General features: G+C 65.0%; 20 protein-coding genes. 5 read left to right on the forward strand and 15 right to left on the reverse strand.

Features of this window, described 5'->3' with window-relative positions; all coding sequences use genetic code 11:
- Positions 1-32: 32 nt before the first annotated feature.
- The 7 genes from ABTV10_RS26125 to ABTV10_RS26155 form a co-directional block, all read right to left on the reverse strand.
- Positions 33-614: an ATPase gene (locus tag ABTV10_RS26125; protein ID WP_499035790.1), complete on the reverse strand. Its 582-nt coding sequence runs from the start codon at positions 612-614 to the stop codon at positions 33-35.
- Positions 611-988, reverse strand: a complete 378-nt coding sequence (locus ABTV10_RS26130; protein WP_499035792.1) for a TA system antitoxin ParD family protein — start codon at positions 986-988, stop codon at positions 611-613. The genes ABTV10_RS26125 and ABTV10_RS26130 overlap by 4 nt, the downstream gene beginning before the upstream one ends.
- 1249 nt (positions 989-2237) lie before the next feature.
- A complete protein-coding gene (locus ABTV10_RS26135; RefSeq protein ID WP_499035793.1) occupies positions 2238-2681 on the reverse strand; it encodes a hypothetical protein in 444 nt (147 codons plus the stop codon).
- 604 nt (positions 2682-3285) lie between these two features.
- Entirely contained in the window at positions 3286-4092 is an 807-nt protein-coding gene (locus tag ABTV10_RS26140) for a hypothetical protein (RefSeq protein WP_499035794.1), read from the reverse strand.
- 176 nt (positions 4093-4268) lie between these two features.
- A complete protein-coding gene (locus ABTV10_RS26145; protein ID WP_499035795.1) occupies positions 4269-4628 on the reverse strand; it encodes a nucleotide pyrophosphohydrolase in 360 nt (119 codons plus the stop codon).
- Between the two features lie 360 nt (positions 4629-4988).
- Positions 4989-5618 carry a PASTA domain-containing protein gene (locus ABTV10_RS26150; RefSeq protein ID WP_499035796.1) on the reverse strand — a complete coding sequence of 210 codons (630 nt, stop codon included), beginning with the start codon at positions 5616-5618 and terminating at the stop codon, positions 4989-4991.
- 189 nt (positions 5619-5807) lie between these two features.
- Positions 5808-6257 carry a hypothetical protein gene (locus tag ABTV10_RS26155; protein ID WP_499035797.1) on the reverse strand — a complete coding sequence of 150 codons (450 nt, stop codon included), beginning with the start codon at positions 6255-6257 and terminating at the stop codon, positions 5808-5810.
- A gap of 809 nt (positions 6258-7066) precedes the next feature.
- On the opposite strand from ABTV10_RS26155, the gene ABTV10_RS26160 reads away from it, so the two are divergent.
- Entirely contained in the window at positions 7067-8851 is a 1785-nt protein-coding gene (locus ABTV10_RS26160; protein ID WP_499035798.1) for a phospholipase D-like domain-containing protein, read from the forward strand.
- A 123-nt stretch (positions 8852-8974) separates the two neighbouring features.
- Here ABTV10_RS26160 and ABTV10_RS26165 read toward each other — a convergent pair whose 3' ends face one another.
- Together ABTV10_RS26165 and ABTV10_RS26170 are read right to left on the reverse strand one after the other, a co-directional pair.
- A complete protein-coding gene (locus tag ABTV10_RS26165; protein WP_499035800.1) occupies positions 8975-10300 on the reverse strand; it encodes an alpha/beta fold hydrolase in 1326 nt (441 codons plus the stop codon).
- Positions 10301-10349: 49 nt separating this feature from the next.
- A complete protein-coding gene (locus tag ABTV10_RS26170) occupies positions 10350-11381 on the reverse strand; it encodes a S8 family peptidase (protein ID WP_499035801.1) in 1032 nt (343 codons plus the stop codon).
- On the opposite strand from ABTV10_RS26170, the gene ABTV10_RS26175 reads away from it, so the two are divergent.
- The 3 genes from ABTV10_RS26175 (at position 11346) to ABTV10_RS26185 (ending at position 15692) form a co-directional block, all read left to right on the forward strand.
- On the forward strand, positions 11346-12512 hold the full coding sequence (locus ABTV10_RS26175; RefSeq protein WP_499035803.1) for a hypothetical protein: 1167 nt from the start codon (positions 11346-11348) through the stop codon (positions 12510-12512). The genes ABTV10_RS26170 and ABTV10_RS26175 overlap by 36 nt on opposite strands.
- 257 nt (positions 12513-12769) lie before the next feature.
- Positions 12770-13081, forward strand: coding sequence for an integration host factor, actinobacterial type (mihF, locus tag ABTV10_RS26180; protein WP_499035804.1), 312 nt, complete (start codon positions 12770-12772; stop codon positions 13079-13081).
- Positions 13082-13871: 790 nt separating this feature from the next.
- Complete coding sequence (locus tag ABTV10_RS26185) at positions 13872-15692, forward strand: RDD family protein (RefSeq protein WP_499035805.1); 1821 nt, start codon at positions 13872-13874, stop codon at positions 15690-15692.
- A gap of 61 nt (positions 15693-15753) precedes the next feature.
- On the opposite strand, the gene ABTV10_RS26190 is transcribed toward ABTV10_RS26185, so the two are convergent.
- The 3 genes from ABTV10_RS26190 to ABTV10_RS26200 form a co-directional block, all read right to left on the reverse strand.
- Positions 15754-16539: a metallophosphoesterase gene (locus tag ABTV10_RS26190; protein ID WP_499035806.1), complete on the reverse strand. Its 786-nt coding sequence runs from the start codon at positions 16537-16539 to the stop codon at positions 15754-15756.
- 618 nt (positions 16540-17157) lie between these two features.
- A complete protein-coding gene (locus ABTV10_RS26195) occupies positions 17158-17478 on the reverse strand; it encodes a transcriptional regulator (protein ID WP_499035807.1) in 321 nt (106 codons plus the stop codon).
- The gene (locus ABTV10_RS26200; RefSeq protein WP_499035809.1) at positions 17475-17660 is read right to left on the reverse strand and encodes a hypothetical protein; all 186 of its coding nucleotides are present in this window, start codon (positions 17658-17660) and stop codon (positions 17475-17477) included. Before ABTV10_RS26200 ends, ABTV10_RS26195 begins: the two co-directional genes overlap by 4 nt.
- A gap of 1005 nt (positions 17661-18665) precedes the next feature.
- On the opposite strand from ABTV10_RS26200, the gene ABTV10_RS26205 reads away from it, so the two are divergent.
- Positions 18666-19557 (forward strand): IS5 family transposase gene (locus ABTV10_RS26205; protein WP_499035397.1). Its coding sequence is split into 2 segments (ribosomal slippage): positions 18666-19025 and positions 19027-19557, totalling 891 coding nucleotides; the frame shifts between segments, so codons are not numbered across the junction.
- Positions 19558-19567: 10 nt separating this feature from the next.
- On the opposite strand, the gene ABTV10_RS26210 is transcribed toward ABTV10_RS26205, so the two are convergent.
- The 3 genes from ABTV10_RS26210 to ABTV10_RS26220 all read right to left on the reverse strand — a co-directional run bounded on the left by ABTV10_RS26210 (position 19568) and on the right by ABTV10_RS26220 (position 22524).
- Positions 19568-20764 carry an acetyl-CoA C-acetyltransferase gene (locus tag ABTV10_RS26210; protein ID WP_499035811.1) on the reverse strand — a complete coding sequence of 399 codons (1197 nt, stop codon included), beginning with the start codon at positions 20762-20764 and terminating at the stop codon, positions 19568-19570.
- 11 nt (positions 20765-20775) lie between these two features.
- The gene (locus tag ABTV10_RS26215; protein ID WP_499035813.1) at positions 20776-21246 is read right to left on the reverse strand and encodes a MaoC family dehydratase; all 471 of its coding nucleotides are present in this window, start codon (positions 21244-21246) and stop codon (positions 20776-20778) included.
- Between the two features lie 123 nt (positions 21247-21369).
- The gene (locus tag ABTV10_RS26220; protein WP_499035815.1) at positions 21370-22524 is read right to left on the reverse strand and encodes an acyl-CoA dehydrogenase family protein; all 1155 of its coding nucleotides are present in this window, start codon (positions 22522-22524) and stop codon (positions 21370-21372) included.
- Positions 22525-22648 lie beyond the last annotated feature (124 nt).

Consider the following 22648-nt stretch of genomic DNA (forward strand, 5'->3'; position numbering starts at 1 on the left):
GCAAGACGCTGCGAAGTCTATCTACTCACGGTTCACTGACGCCCGCCGGTCAGCATTAACTCTTCGGGAGTCCATGCGGGCCAGGTGATCTCGCCAACGGCGTCGCCGTCGACGAACCGCGCGACGATCCGCGTGACGTCCGCGGGGGTGTTGTCGTAGACGGTCGCGTGGTCGACACGGTCGATCGCGTCGACGACCAGCGGCCACAGCCGCTTGAATCGCTCGCGGATTTTCTCCTCGGGCACCGAATGTCCGCCCTCGACGACCCGCTCGGCGACACGCGCGACCGATAGCTCGACGGGCACCAGGACCACGTGCAGCACGACGACATATCCGGCGTGGCGCGCGCGGTCGATCAGTTCCAGTTTCGAGGGGTGCGAGAACACCGTCTCGGCGATGAATGACTCGCCCTGCCCGATCAGGGCGTCCCGGATGGTCGCCGCGATCTGCGCGGCCTCGTAGGAGTGCGCCTCGGCGCTGTCGGGCCAGCGGTCCTTCGCGATCACGTCGGCGTTGACGAATACGCTGCCTGGCAGCAGCGGCGCGAGGCGTTGCTCGACGAACGTCGACTTGCCGGCGCCGTTCGGCCCGACGATCAGGTCGAGACGTCTCACAGGATGATCTGGGTGCCGTCAGGCAGGTGCTTGACGACGCGGCCCTGGTCGTCGAGCACGACTGCCGCGCGTCCCTGCGCGGTGCGGTCGGCGACGTGGTTGCCGGTGGCGAGCGATTCCTCGAGCGTGGCCGCGATCTCGGCGTTGAACACCGCGCCTTCCTCCGCGGAGAGGGCGCTCAACGGCATCCGGCCGGCGAGGGCAGCCTCGACGCGGCGGCGGGCGACCTGTCGCTGGTTCGATACTTCCCGACCCACCCGCGCCCAGTGCTCGAGCTGCTGGCGTGCCGAGCGGTGCTCGCGCTCCCCCTCGGCCGAGGCGGCGTCGAAGAGCTCGGACGAGAACCTGGTGACCTTGTCGACGATCTCCGTCATGACTCCTCCTCCTGGCCCTTCTGGCGACACCACCGAGAACATTGTAGCAATCTGCAACAGGAAGTGTTTGCGCCGATCATTGGCCATGGGGTGGCCGTGGCGGCCCGCTGGCGTCGATGACGGCTGGCCCGGCTGCGCCACTCTTCCGTCGCCGCTCCGCAGCCTCAATGTCCTGGGCGATCGATAGCAGGTGTTGTAGGCGATCGTCGGATGGCAAGGGCGGTCACACTGCTGGGTAGCCGCATGCCTTGTCTGGTGCTGAATTCCTCATCAACGCCCTGATCGAAGTATGCGCGTCAGTCGATCTCGCTTTTCGCTCCGGCCGGCGCCGTCGGCGCGGTGGTCTCCCCCGCGGTCTTCCTCAAGGCCCAGGGTCGCCATCGTTGCTTCGCGTAGTGAACTAACGTTTCTCCACTACCGGCATCCACGCCTGCGGGGTCGGCGGAGCGGCCGTTTACCGCGGTAAACGGCTGCTCCAGTTCCACGCACCTGGTCGGCTGTGACGGCGTGTCCATGCAGCATCCCGTGTGGACACGCCGGAACAACGGCGGTCAACCAGTGGAAAGCAAGATGCTCGGCCTCATCGGTGTCGCCGCCGGACCCGCCGGCATGTCGTAGCCTTCTTCATCAACACGCCGATCGGCGTATGCAACTTGCACCCGATCTGGTCGGCGCCGACGGTGCAGTACCTTCCCCGTTTCCCCCTCCGCAAAGCTCGGGCCGACACACAGCTTCCGCCGTGAGGGGACCTACCCCACCATCGGCAGCCATGTCTCGAACCTTGCCATTCGAGTTGCGCCCATCAACACTGGCCCACTACCGCCTGATCGCAGCGGTATCAGCACTACGGGTCTAGCTCGGCTTCCGAGTCGAAGAATCCGCCGAACTCCGACCACGCCACATACCCGAGGCGGCACATACCCGCAGCCGGGGATCCGGCCGAAGTCGCCATAGGTCCACCATCAGACACACCGATCAGCTCAAGCCCGTTGGCGTGCGTCTTGCCGGGGCTCTCGTCAGCTCCGCCAGTATTCCAGCCGCACCCGCTACTCCTCACCGACACCGCTTCTCGGCATCGCCCCACTGGCGACCGCAACCGCACTCGCGCCGGTCCCGCTCGACACATCCATCGGATTCCTCGTGGATGGGCTCGACCGAATCGGCCCCCAGATCCCAATAACATTGGGCCGCAGCATAAACGACCCCATTCAGATCCAGGTGTAAGGGCCGAGTCGTCGTGGAGTTGCTCCTACGGCACCGACCACACGCCGGCCCCCGGCAGCAGCGTGATGGGCGTCAGGAGACCGGACACTCCGCCGACGGTGACGACGGCGGCCACCCTCCCGGATCCGGTGCGGGCCTCCCCTTTCGGACTCGGCCCGAACCAGAGATCCGCAGCACCGCTCGCTCCCGTCGATAGGTTCACCCAGTGCACGACAACCGGGCATACAGTAGAGGGGTTTTCGTCGCAGCGGAACCGCGTGACTCCGGGTTCGTCCGGATCTGTCCTCGCGGTGATGTAGGCAATGGCAGGCGGGCCCGTCAGTCCCGTCGCACCGTTGAACAGTCCCGCGATCGGGACCGCCAGAACCTCGTCAGTCGGAGCTGCCCGCACCACTGGTGCGGCCAGTAGCAGCGCCGCCGCCCCACCGACCGCCGCAGCGGCCCGGGCGATCGAAGTACTTCGGAACATCCGCTCCACCTCCCATGAAGGTGTCGACTCGAGCGTAAGCCACAAGGAAGGCTCTCACGCCACGTTCACCGTCACGGTCAGGGCGCGGATTGCGGCCCCTACGCCCGGAGCGGACGCAGGCCGTACCGCACTCGGGATCGAGGGGCGATCGAATGGGGACCGGTCCGGGGTGTTCGGGCCGGTCTCCATTTCGAATCAAGCAAAGCCAGACCGGCCAAGCCCATGCCCACCTCCGGTGCTGTGAGCACCGGACACGACCCCAAACGTCCCCCACCCTGAACGGGTGTCGGGGCAAGGGCGAGGGCGTGGACCGAGATCCTCTCGCCCTCAATGCCGATGAGCTTCTTCCTGGAGAGGAACGCGCTTCTGCCGCGTCCACGCCCTCCGGATCAGGTCCGGCGGGCGACATCACTGCCAGCAGGGGGCCAGGCCTACTGGTGGTGATGTCGGCCGGCGGCAAGACCGCGGCTCTCGGATCCAGCGCCGACCCATGGGCGTAGGACGCCTCTGTGGATGAACGGCGTCGCGTCGCACCCCACGCGCAGCGCTGTTCGTTTTGGCCGGCTGCCTAGGTCCGATCGAGGGCGGCTGTCAACGCGCGAGCTTAAGGAACTAGCCCTTCACTTCTCGCCGTAACTGACCCGAACCACCTGCCGCCAGCCCGCCAGATCGATCGAATACCAAGCTGCTCAAGGAACTCCACATAGGCCTCACCGATCGGCTCGGTGAACACGCCGGTGAGCAGTGGCTTCACATCGCCGTAGAGGAAGTGCTGATACTGAAGGAGTTGTCCCACTACCGCACGGACCGCATCGGTCGCGTTTCCGTTGTACACAACCTTGACCTCGACCAACCAGTGGAGGCCGTCCTTCACGAGCGTCAGGTCACGAGGGTGAACGTTGGTGGCAGGGGTGAATCCTGCCTTCGCAACCGCGCGACCGTAGTCGGCAAGCACGCCTTCGTGCCGACGAGACTTCGTCTGTACATGCCCGGTGACGGTCGTGACGTAGTCGGAACTGTTCTTAGGTTTGAAATGTGGGAGGTAGTTCTCATCCGGGTCCGACGGTGCCGGCGGCGGTGGTTGCGTTCCGTCCAGCCCGAGATAGTCGAACAACGCGGCGCTCTTGGGCTCGTCCAGAACGGTGAAGCCCTGAATGCTGTTGTTCGTCTTGTATCCGACTACGTCATTGATCTCGGAAACGGGCAGGTCGACGTCGCGGACCTCGTCGATCGCGAACATCAATTCCCATGTCTGCCCCTTCTGATCGCGCTTCCACAGCTGTTCGGCGAGGACCTCGTTCCGAAAGACGTGCCGGATACGTGCGCGTGAGAAGATTCGGCCCTTCTCGGCGAAGAGGACGTAGTCGCCTGGACACAGTTTCGCGTGTTTGCCGATGTTGCTGCCGTTCACCGCGGGGGTCGCGCCCCAGAATTGTGCACGCCCGCTTGGAAACGCCGTTCGGAGGGCTGTGAGATCTGATGGCGGCAGACCCGCACAGTCTGCGAGGGACACCGAGTTCACGACCGTGTCCTGATAGTGCTGTCGGGAGTCGGCGCCTCCAGCCGGCTGAAGGACGACTAGCGACATCAGTGACCCTCCAATTCTGTGTACTTCGTTGCCCTGCCAAGGGACTGGGATTCGGGATACTTTGCCTCGTTCAACTCGACCTTCCTCGAGACAGCCTCGGCTAGGTCGATCTTGAGGACGTCAGCGAGCCGAAGCAGGTAGATGAAGACATCGGCAACCTCTTCTTCCACCCGCGCACGGGCTTTGCCGTCCTCACCGATAGCTTGGCTCTCTTGCGGCGTCAACCACTGAAAGATCTCAGTGAGTTCGCCGACCTCTCCGCTGAGGGCCATCACGAGGTTCTTCGGGGTATGGAACTGGCCCCAGTCGCGGCGTTGCGCGAAATCAGCCACGAGCGCCTGGAGGTCGTCGATTGCCATGAGGAGAGATGTATCACGCCGGTCTGAGTTCACCCTGCAACGGGTTACAACGGGTAGGAACGCACACGCCTTCCGACCTACCGCGGCGATCGGCCAGCGTCTCCGATGGGGAGGCGATCGCCCCGATCGCAGGGCCCGGGAGTCCCGCTGTTCGAGTGCCTCAACCAGATATGCAACGGGCTTCCGTAGGGAGTCGAGGAGCTGGCGCGCCTCGGCCGCAGTCTGTGATGCCCGTGGCGGAAGGTCCTCGCACTTCTACGTCGGTGTCTTCGACTGCCCGGCGAGGCGGTCAACGGACGCCTCGAACGCTTCCGTGGGATCGTCCTCGGGTTCCGGAATCTCGATCGTCACATCATGCGGTCACGGATCTACTCTGGCGAGCTTCAGGGACGATTCGACGCGCTCTGAAACTGTGGAGGGCCAGATACCCCGCCGACTCCAAACACGCATGCCCTTCGGGACCGGCGTTCCGCACCCACATAATTGTTCAGGCATCGGCTTGAGTGTGATCACAACCGACGACCCGGTGGGCGCGACTGTGCCGGCTGGTGGGTGCTGGTTGCTGACGGTTCCGCTGATCGGACTGTTCTGTGCGAGTTCGAATTTCAGCGTGGTTACCCCGAGAATGGTCTTGGCTTCGTCGTCGGGCTTGTCGATGAGGTTCGGCACGGATTCGGTGGCGGCGGTGCCGACAGTGGCGTCGTGAAGGTCTTGGCGGGCCTGCTCGGAGGACTTCGCGGAGAAGTAGAATGCGATCGCGGCGCCGACGCTGGCGGTCAGGGCGCCGATTAGGGTGCTGCGCAATGCGGTGTCGTCGATGGCGAAGGTGAACGCGCAGAAGAGCACCAGTGCGATGACTAGGCCGACCGCGATCCAGCTTCGGACGAAGCTGGCCGCCGGTTCCTTCCGTGCCTTCCGTGACGTTGGCGATCGTGCCCACATGACGATCACGCCGGAGACCAGTACCGCGACCGCGGTGATACCGGCCACGAGCAGGGTCTGCCCCCATGAGAGGGTCGCGGCAGCGGGGTTGACGGTGTTCGACTGTGCCCACATTCGTCGTCTCCTTCTCGGACGTGTCTGGGTGCTTCGGGGTTTTGGGTGCTCGGCCTGCTGGAGGTCGGTGGGCTTGGGGTTATCGCGCGCTGCGATGTCGACACTCGGAGTTTGCCCGGTGGGTCAGCGCTCGACTGCGACGAGGGCCGCCATGACTCGTTGGGTCTTGTTCTCGCATTCGTCGGCGATCGCTAAGCCCTGGCTGCGGACGGCAGCCTGTAGTTTCTCCAGTTTCCGTGCCGCCCTCGATTCGAGTTCGGGGGCATCTTCTGAGGCTTTCGGCTTCACCCGCAGCGACAACTCGAGGAGATCCAGGTCGCCGACGGTCCAGCGTTCCATGTTGACGTCAACCTCACCGATCGCCACGTCCGTCCATTTGGTCGACGTGATCGGTCCGAACGCTACGAGATTGTCGATCTGTAGCCGGCTGTGAGCCGAGTCGACGGCCTGTTGGGGTACTGCCGACGAGTCCGTGAGCGGGGGTCCTTGCCTGGCGCAGGCTTCGAAGAATTGTCTCTGGTCTGCGGTGAGGGCCTGGGCCGCATTGGCGCCGGTACGCACCGCATCCAGCAACGATCCTTGTGGGTGTTTCGACCACCGCGGATGCGGCCAGGACTTGGCGTTGCGTCGACCAGTCGCCCTCGATCCGGTAGTCGAGTGCTCCGATGCTGAACGGTGTCGCCCACCGTCCGATCAGCTGCGACTGGAGACACGGGCGTAGCTTCACGGTCATGTCGTCGACGCCATCGCCGCTGCGGACCCGAATGATCACTCCGGCGTTCATCAATGGGGTGAGCTCGCCCGACGTGGCATCGTCGGCGAACCAAATCTGACGTTCCCTCATCTCACTGCGTCCGCGGTCGAGCACCGCTATCGCGTCCGCGACAGTCGTATCGAGATTGACCTTGATCTCGATCGGGAACAGGTCATCCACTCTCCTCTGTCATCTGCCGCGGACCCCGGAACCAGCGTCACGTGCTCACGTACGTGAAGGGCGACATGCCAGCGTCTGTGGCTGAGGATCTCGTACGCCGTGTCAACGACCGGGGATGTTTGTCTTGTTCGATGCGTCTGATGCGGCACTGGATCCTTCCGGTGGCGTATCCACGCGGTCAGTTCGGCGAGCGAAGCACCCACGATGCACAGCAGTGCATCGCGCCTTACGTCGCGCGGATTTCGGAGCTAGGCGCCTTGGACAACGCGCACTGCCTTCGGTATGCGAGTGGAGAGCGTGGTTGTCTCTGGTATCACACTAGTCGAGATTCGAACCCAGAATCCCTGCCACAATCGAGTAGTGCTGCACTCGATCCCGACGACGTGCATGGCATAGAATTCGAACAGGCACCCACACGCTTGGATCACGATGTCTGACCAGACATCTCGTGCCCGGCCGCTTTGATTCGCGAGGCGAGTTGGCGGTTTTAGGTGCTCATGCGAGCCAACTCCGGGATCGGCCCGTATTCCCTTTTTTGCCATGGCAATTCAATCCAGAAGGGGCGAACGTCATGTTGGTGCGGATCCATCACGACGGCGACGACGTGCTGATCGCGTGGAAGTCCGACGGGTTCATTCCTGGATGTCGAGGGTTTGCGCTTCTGCGCCGCCGCAACGGAATTGAGGAAGTGGTCAGTACCTGGGTCGGATTCACCGATGATCAGGCCGCAGCCGGCGAACGTCGTGCGTCCACGAACTGGCCGATCCAGAAGTATCAGTGGATCGACTACATGGCCAACCCGGGTGACAGGTTGGCGTATCGGGTACTGCCGATGGTCGGTGCCGACAAGGACAACCTTCATCCCGACCCGGACTCCGCGAGCGACTGGACCGACGAGATCACACTTACTCACGAGGCGTCGCCCCAAATCGAGGCGGTGTTCAACCGCGGCATCGTCGCCGCGCAATGGGTCTCACGGCGGTTGGGTGTCACCGGACACGAATTGCAGAACGCCAAGCTGGAAACCGTGATCGAGACACCCGGAGATCCGTTCCGGGACTACCTTGCCGGCCCACTGGGAACGCGGTTGTTCGCGCTGCTCGATGCCGCTGCCCGGGACCGGTGCGATGTGTACGCGGCGCTCTACGAACTCGATGACCCGCAGCTAATTACCGCTCTCGCGCAGCTTGGCGACCATGCACACGTCGTATTGGCGAACGGGAGCGTGAAGAAGAAGGGGGACGATCAGAACAGCGACGCGCGCGAACAGCTGCGTGGGCAGATCGAGCTGCACGATCGGATGTGTTCGCCGCGTGCCTTGGGCCACAACAAGTTCCTGATTGTGTGTGACCGGAACTCCAAGCCGCGATGGGTGTGGACCGGCAGCCAGAACTGGACGATGACCGGGTTGTGCACCCAGGCAAACAACTCACTGTTGATCGAGGATCCAGAGTTGGCCGAGCAGTATCGGCAGCATTGGGACCTACTCAAGGACGCCGGCGATGACACCCCGGACAGCTTGCGCGAGGACAACAGCAGACCGCGGGATCGAACGGTGGACCCCGCGGGGGTGCGGCTGTGGTTCACCCCGACCCGCGCACGGGTCGATCTCGACGACGCCCGGAAGCTCATCGTCACCGCCGAGCAGTCAATCCTCTTCCTGATGTTCAACCCTGGCCCAAAGGACACCCTGCTCAACACGATCCTGGACACGGCGCGCTCGGGAAGTCCCGACGAGAGGCTCTACATCCGTGGCGTGCTCAACCAGGACCCCAGCACCACGGCCAACCCGGTGCACCTGTTCGACCAAGAGAACACCGAGAAGGCCGACTACGACGTCGTCCTACCCGCAGCCATCGACACGCCGACGACGTTCTTCCGGGAAGAACTCAAGAAGCTGGATCGCGCGTTCGCGATGGTGCACAGCAAGGTCATCGTGGTCGACCCGTTCGGGCAGAGTCCGGTCGTGATCACCGGGTCACACAACCTCGGCCCGAAGGCCAGCGGGACCAACGACGAGAACCTCCTCATCATTCGCAACACGCCGGGGTTGGCAGACGCCTACACAACAAACATCATGTCCGTCTACAACCAGTACCGGTGGCGCTTCCGCCGACACCTACAACCGGCCGACAAGCGGTGGAAGGGCTTGATCGACAGCGACTCGTGGCAGAGCTGGCATCTGAAGTCCGACAGCCCTCAACTCCGCGAAATCAACTTCTGGGTCAAGTAGGTCGGGCACGATACGGGTCCACAGGCTCCCCGTCCCGGGCATGGGGCTGTCCGGATCAACAAGTGTCCCGGCGGCCCGGATCAACAAGTGTCCCAGCGGCCCCACGCCATCGGATCGCGCGGGTTACCCGCGTGTCCCGGCGACAGCAGACAGCAGGGCGTAGGCGACCTCTTCACCGGTGACGTCGGAGTGGTCGGCCACGAACTCGTCGGCGAGCAGGTTATGGAAGACGCGTGGCTGCCATGGGGGGTATGCGTCGGCAACGGGCAGGAGCCGGCGCTGTTGCGCTTCGGGTGTGTGTTGTGCCCCATTTCGTCCAATTCCGCCGTAGATGTCGTTGGCGTCCCCGACCCCTGCCGCGACTTGTCCAGCAATGCGGGACGCGATCGCATAGGCGATTCCGACGGCCCGGTCGTTGGCCGTGTGGGTGACGAGCGCGGGACCGGTCACCGTATGTTGGTCGACGACGGTGCGGAAGAACCCGTTGTGGCCGGGGCTCCAGTCCTTGGCGAAGCCGTAATGCGAAAACGCTCCTTGGAGCAGCGTCAGGCTTGTCGCGGTGTCGGAGGGAATGGCCTTAGCAGCGGCTGTGACCAGCCGGGCGCCAAAGCTGTGGCCAACGAGGTGGATCCGCAGCCCTGGTCGGGCGATCCGGGTTGTGATCACCTCGGCCAGGCCCTTCTCGCCGATCGTGCCCGCCCGCGACTTCATGGCGTAGTAGGTGGTGAAGTTGAGCAAGTTGTGAGCCGCGCCGAGTGCACCGCCGAGGAGGCTCCCCAGACCGGCGGCTTCCCCGGCTGCCGCCTGTGATCCGCCGCCGGCGGGACCGAGCGCGGCGGTTGCCGCGCCACCTGGGGTCGGGCCGGTGATTGTGACAGGGATTGCGAGACGGTCCATGATCGTTGTGGTCGGTAGGGCGAACAGCTCCGGCTTGATCTCCTCCGGGTCCTCGACGGTCCGGTCGAGTAGTGCAAGCAACTGGTCTGCGAATGTCGCTCGCGCCGACTTCTTGTCGATCAGAAGCGGAATCTGGGCGGAGGCCGAATCCAGCTTCTGTTGCGAGGCGAGGTCGGGAAATACGCTCCTCAGCACGGCGATCTGGTCGAGCAAGCGCTCGGCATCGATCGGCGATTCGGCTGCGGCCGCGCCGCCCGGGATCAGCGTGTTGTCGTCGAACTTCTTGGACGGCCAGAACACGCCGACAATCGCGATTCCTGACGTCAGGGCGGGCAGACGGCCTCGGTCGAGCACCGCCCGCATCGAGGCGGCCAGCTTTTCGTACAGACGTTGTGCATCGTCGATGTCGTTGTTCCAGCCGTGGCAGAGCACGAGGAGGTCGGTCGTTGTGGCGGCCCCGGCGAGGGCGGCGACGTCGTCGGCGCCCGCGATGACCTCCGCGTCGCGATTGAACTCGATGTCTGCCGCGGGGAATCCGGAGAGGTCGGCCATGGCGGTGATCCTTTGCGTTCGGTGCGGAGGTGGGTCGCCCGGTGGCGCGTCACACGGACTGAATGGCGCGCATCAGGTCGATCAGGCCGCTTCCTTGGAAGATCGGGACACGGCCCAGGTCGGTGGCGGTGGTGGTGAAGATTCGCTTGATGGCATCGGGATTGCCGATGAATTCCCTTCGGACGGAGAGAAACGCCGCAATGACGCCCGACACGTGCGCGGCCGCCATGCTGGTCCCGCTGTCCTCGATGTAGTCGATCGGGCCGGCGATTCCGGGCTTGGCGAGAATGGTGCGAAGAGCCACTCCTGCGGCGCAAGACAGTATGCGCTCTCCCGGGGCCACGAGATCCGGTTTGGCGCGCCCGTCGCCCGTGGGGCCTTTCGACGAGAAGTACGACACACCGTAGCGGTGCGGCATGTCGCGGTGGGTCGATCCGACCGTGATCGCCTCATCGGTATTGCCGGGGTCGTTGATGGTCAGATCCAAGCCCGCCGCGACGTTTCCCTTGCGAAAGTCCTGGTTGTAGCCGTATCCGGTGTTCCCGGCTGCGACAACCGCGACGACACCCGACCGCACCAGCCGGGAGACCTCGATGCACAGGGGGCTTTCGCCGCAGGCGAACCACTCCGGGTCGAACGGGTATCCGACGGAGAGGTTCACACCGTGGATCTTGATGTCGCGCCCGAAGTTGTTGACTTTCTGGATATCCTGCAACGCGGACATGATCGAGCTGGTCTCACCGTCGCCGTTGCCGTCTAGTACCTTGTAGCTGACCAGCTGGCACTGCGGAGCCATCCCCGCCATTCCCACCGCAGGCTCGCAGTGGTAGTCGACATCACCTTTGTGATCGAGTTCGGCGCGGACAGCGATCGGCGACGGCGTTGTGGATCGGGTATCGCCCGCGATGATGCCCGCGACGTGTGTGCCGTGGCCGAAGTCGTCGGTCAGCGGCGAATTCCCCCCTGTGTAGTCCCGGTGCTGCACTGGTAGCGAAACATTCAGCGTCGCCGGCATGTTGGCGTTGGGGGGTTGAAAGTGGGAGTGGTGTCCGTCGATTCCGGAGTCGACGACTGCCCACACGATTCCGGCTCCGGTCGCGGTGAACGCGGTGCGGGCCGCGTCTGCCTTGACGGTCGCGGCCGAACGGTTGATGAGGGGCCCGACCTCGAAGTCGGGCCAGATTCGGTGGATTGTCGGCTCGGGCCGTGGCTCTGGATAACGGTCGAGCTGAACCAACCTGGTGATCGACGCGGCTGTCAACCGCGCGACGATGTATTGGGAGAGTCCTCGGTCGACCAGCAGTTCACCCGTCGCAGGGTGGTCTCCGATGACGCGCAGAACGAGTTCCCGGACGAGTTCCGCCGCTGCGTCGGCTCCGTCGGGATACCCGCGGTTCAACTCGATGACCACGGGATGCGCGATCCCAGCCATCGACGGGTCACGAAAACGCCGAAGCAGGGGCACTGCAATAACCGCACCGTGCAAATTACTCGGATCAAATCCACCAGCCCGAAGAGCATCGGATCCGGGCTGATCGTCGGCATCTGTCATGCTGCCCTACCCCTCGATTCTTCATGCGCCGCCGCACAGTCACGCGCCGAGGCGATCGTGTCATTCACACGAATTGTGTTCGTGCCGAACATCCCAACGCGGCTTTCCGTTGCGCGCGTGCCCCTTGGAGGTGTGTTTCGATTCCGCGGTGGGCTTCACCGGCGCCTCGACCTCCCCTGCCAGCGACCCACCTACGATCTTTCGTGGGGCACTCTCCTCGGCCTCTCTCACCCGCGGCCACAGCGCATGTGCTGGTTTCCGGGCGCCCGCGGTGCGGTGGGCGTGCCTCCGCTGCGCGGTCAACCGCCGCTGTCCGGCCGCGGTGATCACCCAGCCTTCGGCCGCTACGCACCCGTTCAGGCTGGACAAGCTCGCCGACGCGTGCGCCATCAGATGGTTCTCGAGGCCGTCCACGCATTCACCATGCTCGGTGTTCCCGCCGATCACGCCACCGCCGGGCCGGTTCCGACGCTCCCTGCGCGACAACGGCGAACCACTCACCGCAACCACCTCCCGCTCCCGTTAGGTGAGGGTCAACAGCTGGGCTCGCTCGTGACTCCCCATCGCTTGCGGGCGGTGGGGAGAACACAACATGCCACCTCGAGGCTACCGCCGACCGGACGCTGCGAACAGGTCGGCGGCAGCGGCTACCCAGACTGATGCGAGCCGACCCCCGGCCCGCTCGGTGCAGTGGTTCTACAAGGCCCTCGCCACGCTGCCGTAGGGGCAATACCGGACCGGAAGCGATTCCGATTAATCCAAACTAGGTGTGCTGGCCCGCCGAGCTCTGGAACTGCCGGCGGTCAGAGCATGAACACCCTCGGCGCCTTGTGGCGACACTCGGCCCTGTCGGAGGGGCCGACTACGGTCACACCCGACGCTGACCAGCCGAGACATTCCCACGAAGGGACCGATACATGGCACTGCCCACTCTGACCCCCGAACAGCGCGCCCAGGCGCTCGAGAAGGCCGCCGCCTCGCGCCGCGCACGGGCCGCGCTCCGCGAGGAACTCAAGACCGGCAGGGCGACCTTCGCCGAGGTCCTCGGCCGCGCCGGCACCGACGAGACCGTCGGCCGCGCCAAGGTCCTCTACATCCTCGAGTCGTTGCCGAAGATCGGGAAGGCCACCGCTCTCGAGATCATCACCGACCTCGGCATCTCCGAGACCCGCCGGATGGGTGGTCTCGGGTCGAACCAGCGCGCCGGACTCCTCGAACGAGTCGGCTGATCCGACAGCCGAAAAGGGCCTGCGAGCATTTGCCTCGCAGGCCCTTTCGTGTGTCTCGGTGCGCACCAGGGCGCCATCGGGTGCACCCGCACGATCGGTGCCGGCTAGTTCGACGTGACACCGCCCTGACCGCTGGTTCCCGGATCCGAGTGAGGGCTTCGCCTACGCCGCTCGTGTCAGCGCCCGCCGCCCCGCGGCGGTTACGCGGCGGTCACCGGTCAGTCCGGAGTGCGGGGCGGGCGGGGGTACCGGCGTTGGACCGTCGTCCGCTGGCCACCACGCCGCCGGACCACAAAGCGGCAGTGGCGTTCCCCAGGCACCCCAGCAACGGCATTGTGGCAGCCGCAGTACCCACTCGCCCCGTGGTGATCGATTGCGCGTCATCGCCGCCCGTTGAGGTCTGCCGTCTGGGGACCTCGAGACGGTGGCGAACAACTATCTCGCCGCGGACCGGCACGCGCAGGTTTGACCGTACGTCCACACCGGCGTCGACGGGACACGGCGGACGACAGCGGAGCAGTCGGCGCGGGTGCGGCTGGAGTGCCACGGAGCTGGGTGCGTCGGGAATCCGGTTCGCCGACGCAGACAACGTCGCACGTGGGCCGGGTAGTCGATCGGTCGTTCCGTGCGGGTGCTTGTGTGCTTTCCGGCCAAGCGGGAATTCCGGACGCGTAGGGTGTGGCTCGTTTCGCCGACCTGACAAACGAGGTGGAGTGTGTATCCCGAAGGATCGTTTCATGCTGTCGGCGCTCGCGCCGAGATGGTCACCAATTCTGGGACTGGGGTTGGCATGGACCCCAGACGTGTCGTTGAGTGGGCGATCATCATTGCCGGTGCGATACTGCTGATCTCTTCGGCGCTGCCCTGGTTCACTGTCAGCGAGGTCGTCTTCAGCTCCGGGCAAGGGACTCCGGTACACGTCTCCGTCTCGGGGTTGGGCGATGCGTCGGTGTCCGTGAACACCGGAATGGGGCAAGCCGCTGATGCGTTCGTCGCGTCGACGGGCAAGGACGCCTTCGAATCCCGTGGCGGTACACCAGCAGCACCGGCCATCGTGCTCGGACTCATCGCCGCCCTTGCCGGCGTTGTGTACAAGCGCACCAGTCGACGGTTGGCGGCGGCGATCACGTCCGGGGTGGCGGGTCTGATCGGTATTGTCTGGACGCTGACCCTCCTGGTAAATGTGCGTGGTCAGTTCGTCGACGCGCCGGCAGCAGGCTCGTACGCGCCGGCAGTCGGCTTGATCATGGCCCTCGTGATGTCTTTCGCTCTAACAGGTCTCGCCATCGTGGCGACGGTGCTCGAGTGGCGGGTGACCGCCGTTCCTCAGCCGGTGGCGACCGTGGCGGCCCACAATGCCGCTCCTGCCAGGCCGTCCCGTCAGCGCCAGCAACATCGGCGGATCGAGGGACAGCCGGCGCCGCTGGCATTCAGGGCCGCGGCATTTTCCGTCGATCTGCTCGTCATCGTGCTCGCATGCGGTCTTGCCTGGACAGGACTGGGTGCCGTGACTGATGCGGCTGGAAGCGAAACCGCCCGACATATCGGGACGTTTGTTGCGGCGATCGCGGTCTCCTCCATACCGTTCGCATACGTCTTCCTGTCCGAGGCGCGCACCGGGAAGACACTGGGTAAGCGCCTGATCGGCCTCGCAGTGGTCGATGGAACCGGGATGCTACCGACGTCAATGCAGTCGTTCTGGCGCAATGCGGCCTACCTGCTGCCAATCCCCTATGGCATCGCGGTCGGAATCGGCGCGATTGTCAGCAGCACCGAAGTTCCGAAAGTCGTCGGGATCGTCATCGAACTGGCGGTAGTCGTCGCCGTGGTGTGGATGGCCGTGACTATCAAGCCTGAGCCCACCCATCAGGGCGTCCATGATCGGCTTGCCAACGGCACTCGCGTGGTTCACCTGCCAGGAAACCGCCACGTCCGTGCCGCTTCCGGTGTCCGCCCCACTCCGCTGATTCCGTGGATGGTCGGCGCCGCCGCGGTTCTCGTAGCCGTCGTCGCCGCTTCTGCGTTGTCAGAATCGCAAGGCCGCCCACATACGCAAGTGGAGCATTCTGCGCAGCCAACCGAAGCACAGGAAGCGGCCGCCACAACTCCGACTCCGACTCCCCGTGCAACCGCAGCACCAACCACGACGAGTGGCGGCCAGCTCGCGCCCGACCCGTTCTCATACGAGCGATTGGACCCCGGTGCGTGTGCCGACCCGAACTATCCAGGCGGGTACGGGGTGTGCACGGTTTCCTCGCCGAGCGGGAACTTCATCTGCTCAATCACGGCGAGCGGCGCGAACTGCACATCGCCACCCGGCGAACCGATCGTCAATGGCGTCATGGTTCCGGTCCCGGGCGGGACAGGGCAGCAAGCAGAAGCGAACCTGATTTCGGTCGACGCGTCCGGCAAGACGTCACTGGGTTTGATCACGAACGGCAGAGCTAAGGCAACGACCAGGGAGCAAGCAAAGGCGAGTGCGATGCCGTACGGGCACCGAGTCAGCGCCTATGGATTCACCTGCGCAGTCGACTCGAACGCGATGTCCTGCCGACACGATGCAACAGGCAACGGATTCACCGTCTCGCGGGAGGCATACAAGTTCTTCTGACCCAACTGAACGAACCGAAGCCGCCCGCCCTCGAAACACGGAGGCTGGCGGCTTCCGTTCGTTAGACCCCCGTGGGGATGTCTTCGAGGTTAAGGAAGCGGAGGTTTCCCGGCGTTCCTTCGCAGCCGAGGCTGATCACTCGACACTGGCCGCTCGGCACGTCCACGACGGACTCGTCAGTGACGTGGTAGTGCCCGTGCACCAATAGTTTCGGCTGCACGCCCCCGGCGGCTTCGGTGAGTCGGCGGCGGCCGATTGCCGCGTAGGCGAGTGCCATCGCCGACCAGCCGCCAGGATTGGCCGAGCACACCGCGTGGACCGCCGGGGTCTGCCAGGGAGCGTCCGGTGCGTCGTGGCTGAGCATCACGTCCGCGGTCCCGCCGTCGATGACGCACACGACGTCCTCGGGCGTGATCATCTCGGTGGTCCACCAGTCCGCACCGGGCACCCGGGTCTCGAAGTCGATCGACGGCGCTCCCCCGAGCGAGACGAAGCTGCGGCCGGCGATCGTAAATCGTGCACCGCGAGGGAGCACCGCGATGCGTTCCCCGAACCAGTGCACGGGCCCGATCTCGGTGCGCGACTCCAACGGCGTCGAATCGATGGCCTGCCAGTCTTCGTGGTTGCCCGGGGTGATGTACAGCCACACATCGTGCTCGATGCAGGCGGCGTCGACCGCCCGCAGGTGCCGACCGCCCCGGGTGCCGGGCCAGATACCGAAATCGCCCTGGTGGAACAGGATCCGTACGCCGCGACCGGCAACCTCCGCGATTCGGTTGCACGCCCACGCAGTGGCGCCGTGCCAGTCGCCCGCGAGCGCTATGAGGTGTGCGGTGTCGGTGTCCATGCGCCCATCGTGCCGCCTGCAGTGCGGATGTCCCAGCGAATATTCGTGCGGTCCGATGACGTACCTGCATGGTCTGGACCGGGTGGCGGCGACGCCGCGGCGGGCGGACCGACGAGGCCTCCTCCACGACATCGTCAAGCGACTCGCCAGAATTCTGCACCCCGCCGTGACATCCGAATCGCGCACCGGCCACCGGCACTCCTGAAGCGACCCGACCTGGCGCACCCGATTCGGCCAGGCACACTGGGAAGCTCGCCGCGATCCGCGGCGCTTTCACTGACGGCCGCCCCAATGATCCGGTCAGCATCTCTGCCGAACTCACCCGGGCCGGCACGGGACGGGTTCCGCCGGCCGTTCACCACACCCTCCGCGCGGTGCTCACGCTTGGCAACCCGGCCCCGGCGGTCCGGCACTACGCCGCAACTGTCGTCGCTGCCGCCTACCGGCGCTCGTTCCATGACCTTGCACAGACCATGAGCTATGCGGCCGAGGTAGCCGCCGAGGATGAGCTCTTCCCGATTCCTGGTCAAGCCGGGTTAACGCCAGCGCGCCGAGCTTCGTCGACTGACCAATCTCCGCAGCGGACCCGCCCACCCGGGCGAATCTCAGGAGTGACCGTCAGGTGTTCCTGGTCGTGCCCCGCACTGCTGCCTCGACGAGTTGTCTGAGGATCGCCAGTTCGGCTGCGAGTGCGGTCCGGCCGCGTTTGGTGATCGACACCCACGTCCGTGCCTTTCCTGCGGACCCCTTCTTGTCGATCGCGACGAGTCGCGCGTCGGACAGCACAGCGAGGTGGCGTGAGAGATTGCCGACGGTGAGCCCAAGGGTCTGGCGAATGAACACGAAATCGACCGAGTCTGCTTCCGAGAGAACGGCGAGAATTCCCAGCCGGGTTCGCTGGTGGACAACATCGTCGAGCGCGTTGGTGGGGTGTGTCATCGCGGCGCCCGGTCCCGCACGGCCACAATGACAGCGCCGATCGCGAGGACCAGGGCAGGCAAGGCGGGGTTGAGCAGGACGTTGTACCGGTAGTCGAGGTCGACTCCCTGCGCCAAGATCATGTTCTCGAGGCCGTACAGGTTCGCGACCAGGCTGTCGGCCAGTGTCAGGGGCGCCGACACCGAAGACGGTGAGGTCCTGATCGAGTGCGCCCCACACCATGACGCCCACCGCGATTGCCAGGAGCGGGGTCAGTCCGCGGACCATCAAGTTCCCCGGCAGGAGCCGTAGTTGAGGTACCGCCACCACAGCTGCCACCAGTCCGACGAACAGGATTGGTCCGCACACGGTGGCGTGCGAAGCCCGCACCCGGACCCCGGAACGGGACCCGCGCCGGACCAGGGAGACGGCGATCGCGGCGTACCCGACTGGCAGTGCGACCAGCCAGTAGAGCGCAGCTGCGGTGGGGTGTTGCAGCTGACCGAACCCGGAGAGTCTGGCCAACGGCGAGGAACCCAACCACCGCTCCTGGAAGGAGCGTTGCAAGTAGCGGCATCGCGGCGGACACGACCACGGCCAAGATCGCGAGTGGCAGCCATGTGGGTGGGCGAGCCGCCCGGGCTCGGCGTCGAACCGTCGAGATCTCGGCCAGTACCGCGTTCGGCTTCTCGACTGAGGCGTCCGTGACGGTCCCCGATTCCCTGTGGTTTGTGATGCAAACTCGAGTATCGAGTTTGCATCACAAACCATGGAAGCCAATGGGTGAGCGGCCTCATGCTGCGCACCCCGCCTCCAGCCGTTCCCACCGCCGCCCTACCGGTCGTCATCACCGAGCCGCGTCGTCCACCAAACACGCGCTGTCGAGAACAGCTATGTCCGGCACCTCCTCACACACGAGTGGTGGGCCCCAACCGCTTGTTCCGGCGGGACGCGCGGTTCCGGGGTCCGTCCAGGGTGCCGTGCGTGCGGGCCAAGGCCCGCGCCTTGGTGGATGCCTGCACGTACCGGCGCAGCGTACTGACCGCGGCCGCGAGAAAGGACGTTCTCCCACTCCCCCCGGGAAGTTCTGTCTCGGCATACGGTGTGCGTCGCCAGCGAGGTTTGGTGACGGCGGGAAACTGTCCTGGACATCAGACCTAGGGCGTGTCTCCTAAATCCGGGCGGTGGGATCGGCGACACTGTTCCGTGTGTCGCGCACCGAATACCTGACTGATGAACAGTGGGCGTTGATCGAGCCGTTGCTTCCCACGTCCGACGGATGTCGGGGCCGCCCGTTCCGGGACAACCGTCGGGTCGTGGAGGGCATCGTCTACCGCTACCGGTCCGGAGTTGCGTGGCGGGACGTTCCCGCGGATTTCGGTCCGTGGCAGACGATCTGGAAGCGGCACCGCCGCTACGCCGGGGACGGCACCTGGGACAAGATCCTCGCTTCCCTGCTGGCGCATGCGGATGCGAACGGGCTGGTCGACTGGACAGTGTCGGTGGACTCGACGATCTGCCGAGCCCACCAACACGGCACCAACCTCACCCGCGACACAGGGGGATCTGTCGAATTACAGGAACCTCCGGAACGAGCCGGCTGACCACGCCCTCGGTCGCTCCCGTGGCGGGCTCGGCACGAAGATCCACCAGCTCGCCGACGGACACGGCCGGCCACTCGTCCTGCTGATCGGGCCAGGTCAGGCCGGTGACTCGCCAATGTTCCCCATCCTGATGGGCGCGTTGTCGGTGCCCCGGTTCGGCCGTGGAAGACCCCGAACCCGCCCGGACGCGGTGCTCGGCGACAAGGCCTACTCGTCGAAAGCGATTCGCGCCCACCTGCGAGCGAGAGGCATCGAAGCGATCATCGCCGAACCGGACGACCAGAAACGTCACCGCCTCCGGCGGGGCAGCCGCGGAGGCCGCCCGGTCGGGTTCGACACCGAGAAATACAAGGGCCGCAACGTCGTCGAACGATCCTTCGCCACCCTCAAACAGTGGCGCGGGCTCGCCACCCGCTACGACAAACTCGCACTCACCTACCGGGCCGGCGTGGTCCTCTCAGCGGTCTGTATCTGGCTGAGGTCCCTCACGAAATAGGAGACACGCTCTAGGTCGTCGTGATCGACGCGGCCATGCCCTGGCCACCGCCGATGCACATCGTCACCAGTGCCCGGCCACCACCGCGGCGCTTCAGTTCGTGCAGCGCGGTCGTGGCCATGCGGGCACCCGTCGCACCGATCGGGTGCCCGAGTGAGATGGCAGACCCGTTCACGTTCAGGCGCGCGCGGTCGTCCCATCCCCACTGCTTCAGCACGCCGAGCACCTGGCATGCGAATGCCTCGTTCAGTTCGACGAGATCGAAGTCGTCGAATCCGAAGCCGGTGCGGTCAAAGAGCTTTTGTGTCGCAGCGACCGGTCCGAGCCCCATCGTGGCGGGGTCGCATCCGGCGGCGGTCCAACTCTCGAGGTATCCGATCGCCTCGAGGCCGTATTCGTCGAGTTTGTCCTCCGCGACGACAAGGAGGGATGCCGCGGCGTCGTTCTGTTGGCTCGCATTGCCGGCGGTGACGACTCCGCCGGGGGTGACCGAGCGGAGCTTGCCGAGCGACTCCGTTGTGCTGTCGGGTCGGATCCCTTCGTCGCGCGCGAAGAGTGTGACGTTGCCCTTTCGATCGGTCGTCTCCACCGGGACGATCTCGTCGTCGAATCGTCCTTCCTCCCAGGCGGTGTGAGCTCTGCGATGGCTCTCGGCGGCCATCGCGTCCGACTCCTCGCGGGTGATGCCACACCGCGCGGCGACGTTCTCGGCCGTCTCGATCATTCCGCTGATCTTGCCGAACCGCCATTCCGGCTGGGAACGCTCGCGGCCACGGTCGAGGCGGTCATGGAGCTGCAGGCCGCCCGAACGTGCGCCCCACCGGGCTCCGGTCGTGTAGTGCTCGACGTTGCTCATCGACTCCACGCCGCCGGCGAGGACGACGTTGGCAGCGCCGGTCTGAACCATCATCGCGGCGGTAATCAGGGCTTGCAGGCCGGTGCCGCATCGGCGGTCTAGCTGCAGGCCGGCGACCGAAACCGGTAGGCCCGCATCGAGGGCCGCCCAGCGGCCGATACAGGGTGCCTCGGAGTTGGCGTAGGACTGCCCCATTGCGACGTCTTCGATGAGTTCGGGGTCGATACCGGAGCGTGTGACGGTCTCCTTGATAACGGCGCTTGCAAGCGCTACCGCCGGAACGTCTTTGAGTGAGCCGCCGAAGCGTCCGACAGCGGTGCGGACAGGGGCGACAAGGGCTGCTCTAGTCATGTGATTGCTCCTCAGGAGACCAGGACGCGGATGGTTTCGGCGACCAGGGCCGGTTTGTTGCCGCCCTCGACTTCCATGACGTACTCGGTCACCAGGTTGGCGCCTCGGGCGGTGCGCTCGAGGGAGACGAGCTGCGCGCCGAGGCGGATGCGGGTCCCGACCTGAACGGGTGCGGGAAATCGAACCTTGTTCGTGCCGTAGTTGATCTTCAACTTCACGCCGTCGATGTCGAAGATCTGTGCACCTAATGCAGGTAGGAGGGAGAGTGTGAGGTAGCCGTGCGCGATCGTGCATCCGTAGGGTCCGGTCACGGCGCGTTCGGGGTCGATGTGGATCCATTGGTGATCGCCCGTCGCATCGGCGAACGTGTCGATGCGTTCCTGGGTGATCTCGAGCCAGTCGCTGTATCCGACGTGCTCGCCGAGCGCGGCTTCCACGTCGTCAATGCCCCGGAAGATCCGGCCCGGCGTCTGCTCCGCCATTGGAGTTCCTTCCGAAGTCTGGTGTGCGATGCGCGGTGCATGTCGATAAGGGTCTAGCTGACCCGAAAGTGTTTTATTCACAGGATCATTGCGGTGACGGTCCCGGCGTGGTCTTGCGCGTCGTCACAGTCCGCCCCGTGCGATGAGCTGGCTTGCGATCACGTTGCGCTGGATCTCGTTGGTGCCCTCGCCGACGATCATCAGCGGGGCGTCTCGGAAGTAGCGTTCCACGTCATACTCGGTTGAGTAGCCGTAGCCGCCGTGGATGCGCACGGCGTTCAATGCGATCTCCATTGCCACTTCGGATGCGTAGAGCTTCGCCATACCGGCCTCCATGTCACACCGGTCGCCGCTGTCATACTTCTCAGCGGCGTAGCGGGTGAGCTGGCGGGCGGCGGTGAGTTTGGTGGCCATCTCGGCGAGGTAGTTGCCGATCGACTGGTGTTTCCAGATCGGTTGGCCGAAGCTCTCCCGTTGCTGCGCGTAGGCCAGGGAGTCCTCGAGTGCCGCCGTCGCGACACCGAGGGCACGCGATGCGACCTGGATACGGCCCGTCTCGAGGCCCTTCATCATTTGGCTGAAGCCGTGGCCCTCGACGCCGCCGAGGATCGCGTCCGCCGAGATTCGGTAGTCATCGAAACTCAGCTCACAGCTCTCTACACCCTTGTAGCCGAGCTTGGGCAGATCCCTCGAAACCGTCAGTCCGGGGCCATGTTCGACGAGGACGATCGAGATTCCCTTGTGGCGTGGCGTCGCCGTCGGGTCGGTCTTGCACAGGAGGGCGATGACTTGTGAACGACGAGCGTTCGAGATCCAGGTCTTCGCACCCGAGATGACGAGATCGTCGCCGTCTCGTCTGGCGACGGTGCTCATTGCTTGCAGGTCCGACCCACCGCCAGGCTCGGTGAGGGCCATCGTTGCGCGCACCTCGCCGGTCGCCATCTTCGGCAGGTACCGCTGCTTCTGCTCCTCGGTGCCGAACAGCGTCAGCAGCTTGGCGACGACGGTGTGCCCGCCCATCGCCCCCGCCAGCGACATCCACCCGCGCGCGAGCTCCTCGGTGACCTGCACGTAGCAAGGCATGGAGACCGGTGTTCCGCCGTACTCCTCCGGCACGGCGAGCCCGTAGATGCCGATCTGCTTCATCAGATCGATCCACTGCTCCGGGTACTCGTTGGCATGCTCGACCGCTTGGACGGAGGGTTTGACTTCGCGGTCGATGAAGTCGCGAATTGTCTTCACCAGGAAGGATTCTTCCTCGTTCAGGTAGGTACTCACGTGGATCCTCACGAGTCGGTAGTGCTCGCCAGTCGATCGCCCGCGGCGAGCAGAGTTGGTTCTGCGGCCATGTTCGCGCATTTTCAATTCTAATGTCAATTAAGTACAGTACACTCGGCAGTCC

The sequence above is a fragment of the Paraburkholderia sp. RHO2 genome, from assembly GCF_050955445.1.
Classification (GTDB): domain Bacteria; phylum Actinomycetota; class Actinomycetes; order Mycobacteriales; family Mycobacteriaceae; genus Prescottella; species Prescottella agglutinans_A.